Annotated in this window: 4 protein-coding genes and 2 pseudogenes; 1 reads left to right on the top strand and 5 read right to left on the bottom strand. The window is 53.8% G+C overall.

Features of this window, described 5'->3' with window-relative positions:
* A pseudogene (locus IFT47_RS27225) lies at positions 1-376 on the bottom strand (GGDEF domain-containing protein); the annotation flags it as partial.
* Positions 377-1,147: 771 nt separating this feature from the next.
* Here IFT47_RS27225 and IFT47_RS27220 point away from each other — a divergent pair.
* Entirely contained in the window at positions 1,148-2,716 is a 1,569-nt protein-coding gene (locus IFT47_RS27220; RefSeq protein ID WP_192175168.1) for a sensor domain-containing diguanylate cyclase, read from the top strand.
* A 130-nt stretch (positions 2,717-2,846) separates the two neighbouring features.
* Here the strand turns inward: IFT47_RS27220 and IFT47_RS27215 are convergent, their stop codons facing one another.
* From IFT47_RS27215 to IFT47_RS28475, 4 genes and pseudogenes are all read right to left on the bottom strand, one after another.
* Positions 2,847-3,071: a hypothetical protein gene (locus IFT47_RS27215; RefSeq protein WP_192175169.1), complete on the bottom strand. Its 225-nt coding sequence runs from the start codon at positions 3,069-3,071 to the stop codon at positions 2,847-2,849.
* Between the two features lie 74 nt (positions 3,072-3,145).
* Positions 3,146-3,322, bottom strand: coding sequence for a hypothetical protein (locus tag IFT47_RS28485; protein WP_407073279.1), 177 nt, complete (start codon positions 3,320-3,322; stop codon positions 3,146-3,148).
* Between the two features lie 39 nt (positions 3,323-3,361).
* Positions 3,362-3,652: pseudogene (locus IFT47_RS28480) on the bottom strand (methyl-accepting chemotaxis protein); the annotation flags it as partial.
* Positions 3,653-3,688: 36 nt separating this feature from the next.
* Positions 3,689-4,459: a PAS domain-containing protein gene (locus IFT47_RS28475; protein WP_407073280.1), complete on the bottom strand. Its 771-nt coding sequence runs from the start codon at positions 4,457-4,459 to the stop codon at positions 3,689-3,691.
* Between the last annotated feature and the right edge of the window lie 259 nt (positions 4,460-4,718).

Genomic DNA, 4,718 nt, shown 5'->3' with positions numbered 1-4,718 from the left:
GAGCGAGTTGCTCGTTTACAAGCTCCATAAAGGCACGCCGATTGAGCAGGCCGCTGAGTGAGTCGTACCTTGCCAGCTTCTCTGTATGGGACTGCAACCCTTCGAGTTGAAGGTAATTGCGTCGGGCATTACTGATCATCTTCATGAGCAACACTCCCGGCCCGATCAAGGCGATTAGTGAAAAACCCGTAGATGTCAGTACGAAACGTAACCTTTCTCCTTCCTCAAAAATGCCGTCATAATGAAGGCCAAGCCCCCGCATCACCCATGCCTTCAGCTCAAACTCCCAGAGAATGGAAAGGGCCATGACGGTAAGCAGGGTGAGAAAAAGTAGCTGTATCAGACGGTATGGACTGGGTAAGCGTAAATAGGTCATGGGCAGCCTCACAGGCCAAGCTAGCAGCACGTAATATCAGATGGCCACCTTCCCATAAGGCCATGGCGTCGGTTATAGAACCTGTTTATTCATTCAATAGAAAAGATTGCTTTTTCTAGGGAGCTTCATCTTTATGGGCATGCCAACGGGGGTTGGCGCTATCGCCGAAATAGCGTACGGCCCATTAGTTTGCCCTGAGATACTGCGCCTTGTGGGCAGGCCACCCAGCCGACCCGCTCTTTATTAAGCATCAGACAGCGCCCGTCGCAGCTTCCACACAATGGTTGATCGGCACTGCTGCGTCCAACTAACCGCCATGGGTCCAAGATCCCGATTCACTCTTGACTTGCTCAAGAGTCCTCATCGGCTTTTCTCCTTGCAGGATTCTCGTTTGTGACCGGCAGATGGACATCCCGGACACTCGCATTGTCATGAAATGCTATCGACGGGACGAGGGAAACCTTGAGTATCTCCCTCAGAGCAGCGCACTCGGCGGGCAGGTTTAGGTTTGGATCCTCTGACTCTAGCCAAGGCGCTCTTCGTAGCTCGGTACTATTCGTAGCTCAGTCTTGGCGGCTTGCCGCTGGCGGAGGGTCATGTTTGGGCGGTCGCGGCATGACTCCGTCCTTCGATTTAGTCGACGCCAAAGCGAAATTGGTTCTGCTACCTCGGTCCACCGCGATGGCCTGGAGATGCTAGCTCGGCGCCAGTCCACGCAGCTCGGGTACAAAAACTGCATAGGCCATTTGACCGCCAATTTGATGACAACCTATGAAGCCTCCATATTTTACCTTACCGAGGCTTTCACCCTCGGCGCTCACCAGGGCGCTGATTGGCTTCATCGCGCTTGTATGTTTATCGTTGATGCTTGCTACAGCGTGGCAGATGAATCAATCCAGGCTTGAGCGCATCGCTAATGCCAAAATTGCAGTTTCAAACATTGTTCTAGCTGCTGAACAGCAAGCTCAGGACACAATACGCCAGGCTGACAATACGCTGCGCGATCTTGTTGAGCGTGTGGGACACGATGGTGTAGCGGGAGAACAGTTGTTACGACTGACGAAGCTGATGGCTCAGGACGTGATAAACGTGGAAGGACTTCAAGGGCTGTTTATCTACGATGCCCAAGGTCAGTGGGTCGCCAATTCCTTTGCGCACAGTGTGCAGGAAAAAAACAACGGCGACCGCGCCTATTTTGCCTATCACCGCGACCACACCGATGAATCAATTCATGTTGGCTCAATTGTAAAAAGCCGCAATACGGGAGATATGGTTATCCCGATCAGTCGGCGTATCAATACTCCTGATGGGGAGTTTGCAGGTGTCGCCTTGGCGACGGTCCCGGTCGCATGTTTTCAAGCGTTCTTCGAGCGAATGGATGTAGACGACAAAGGCGTTATCTTTCTCGCATTGAACAATGGTGATCTGCTGGCTCGCCGGCCAACATTGACTGCACTGATGACGACCAATGTGGCCAGGGGGGATATATTTACCCGCTATCTGCCATACAGCGACAATGGCACTGCCGTAATCAAGTCTGTGGTGGATGGCGTGGAAAGGATATATGCCTATCGACGGGTGTCCGGCCTACCCATCGTTGCAGCTGCAGGTGTGTCGTACCAACATGTCTTCGCGCCCTGGTGGGCTTATGCGTACAGATCCATGGCTTTGATCGGCATGATCACGTTGGCTCTGTGCTTGCTGGGCATTCTGTTATACCGGCAGATCCAGCAGCTAATCACCGCGGAGGGTGAGCTGAACGTCGCCAGAAATGAAATGGAGATTATCGCTCAGACTGATAGCCTGACACATCTGGCCAACAGACGGCGTTTCGATGCTACCTTGCAGCAGGAGTGGGGGCGGGCCAGGCGAAATAACTCAACCATAGCGCTTATCCTGTTGGACATTGACTGGTTCAAACAATACAACGACCACTATGGCCATCTGCAGGGTGACGACTGCCTGAGGCAGGTGGCAGAAATCATCGGGACCTGCGTCAATCGTCCGGGCGATCTTGCCGCACGGTATGGTGGGGAGGAATTTGTGGTCCTGCTGCCTGAGACGAATCTGGCCGGCGCTTTTAGCGTCGCCGAAAATGTCAGGTTGTCCATCGCCAATGCACTCATTGATCACGCCGGCAGCTCGCTGGGCATCTTAACGATCAGTTGCGGCGTGGTGGCGATCAATTCACCTGCAAAGGATTCCTATACAGCCGCCCTGGCAGAAGCAGATCGACTTCTCTATCTCGCTAAAAGCAAAGGTCGCAATGCTGTAGAGGGTCAGTCAATGCCTGATACTTACCGGCTGCATCAGACAAACGTTATCGACCTGTCTCGATAGCCGAGCATCAGGGCATACTTGAGAAGAAGATCAACCACAACTGCGGCAGCTGAATTGAACGAGGATCGCTCATTCAGTCGTCGGTCCTGTCTCGAAAAGCCGCACCTGGCGAATTGGGGTCAAAGGAAAATCAACTTGAAGCGGAGCCCTTGATGCGGCAACGATTCACGCTGCGAAAGCAACGTGAGCGTTCGTTTCGGACATCATAGACCAACTGCATGGCCTGCTCGTCAGTCACAACACCTGTTCTTCGAGCTTGCTCAATCCTGATGAGTAATGCATCACATTCATCTTCAAGGCTGGCCCAGTGAGCCAGGTGCAGAGTACGAATGGATTGTTTGAGAGCATCGAGCATAGGATCACCTGGATATCGCGCATAACCGAGTGGTAAATGCGAATTGCTGGGCAAGCCTGATTTTAAATCCATCACTATCTGGCTTGGCCCGAGAACTGCTCAACGGCTGCTACCACACTGTTGGCACTCTGCTGAATGTCCTTGATCACCTCGTCCGCCTCGCTTGCCAACTCCAGCGCCGTACCGGCCTGCTGCTTACTTTTTCCGATCATGTCCACCGCAGTGGAAGCGAGGATCTGATTCTTTTTCACGACCTCAACAATCTCTGCCGTTGCCTGAGTGGTTCAAAGGGCCAGTTGCCTGACCTCGTCAGCGACTACAGCAAATCCCCGGCCCTGCTCTCCGGCGCGTGCTGCTTCGATTGCTGCGTTCAAGGCCAACAGGTTGGTCTGGTCCGCGATGCTGCCAATGGTTTTGACAATGGTGCCGATTTCCTGGCTCTGGGCATCCAGAGCCTCAATGCCATGCGCCGCATCTTCCATCAACGCCGAAAGCGTGTTGAGGGTTGTAACGGTATTCTGGATAACTCCGCGGCCTTGCTGTGCACTGGCGTCTGTTTGAACAGACGTATCGTGGGCCATGCCGGCCGCCTCTGATATGGCGCGCTCACGGTTGACCTAGTCAGTGATTACGGTAGCGAGTTTGGCTATCTTGTACAGCTTGCCGTTGGCATCTACGATCGGATTGTAGGAAGCCTCGAGCCAGACCTCCCGGTTAGATTTATCCAATCGGCAAAACCTCCCGGCGACGTACGAGCCCTGTCGCAGGGTCTGCCAAAACTGCTCATATTCTGTTGAACCGACATCAGATGGCAGGCAAAAGATCCGGTGATGCTGGCCTTGGATTTGGGGCAATGAATAGCCCATGGCGTGCAGAAAATTCTGATTGGCCGTCAGGACTACCCCATCCAGAGAAAACTCGATGACGGCAGTGGAGCGCATCAGGGCCCCCACCAACGCTTCATTCTCCCTTGAGGCCTCAATGGTCCTGGTCAGCACGCTGCAATACAAAACGATGCGTTCGACCCGTCCGCTCTCACCGGCGAAAGGTATAACCATTGCCCGCAGCCAGACATGACGACCCTCACGACTGCACAGGCGCAAGGTACCGCTGTAATGCTTGCCCTTGGTAATTGCCTCCAAAGCGCGGCGCTGATGGACATCACCGTGCAGCTCAGCGGGGCTGAATTCCCGCAGGGTCCGACCGGACAATTCAGCTTGAGTGAATCCCAGCTCTTTTTCGAACAGAGCATTTACCTCCAGGATTACGCCTGCCGCATCCAGCGTCACCGCCACGGTTTCGAGATCCAGTGTCGCCTTGACCTGCTCCAGAGCTCCCAGCCGTTTTTCCAACTGCTGGATTCTGTTTTTCAACCGGTTATTGAACATGACAGTCACTCGCATTGATGAAAATACTATCGACGGGACGAATGAAACCTTGAGTATTCCCCTCAATGGCAGCATGCATGGCAGTTTCAGCAACAAGCGCTGACGGCGTGGGTTGTAGCGACCAAGCGACCATGCAATGTCCGGCCAACGCTTTTACCGGCATGGCTGCGTTTCGGTGTAAGCGTCTGCCCAAGTCACCTTGCGTGACTCAGGTAAGAGCCCGCTGAGTCGGAAACTTCATCAGCGCAGAAGTCGAAGG

Origin of the sequence: Pseudomonas sp. CFBP 13711 (genome assembly GCF_014842265.1) — a bacterium.
Lineage (GTDB): Bacteria > Pseudomonadota > Gammaproteobacteria > Pseudomonadales > Pseudomonadaceae > Aquipseudomonas.
Note: the sequence above shows the minus strand (reverse complement) of the source record. Positions and strands in the feature narration are given on the sequence as shown.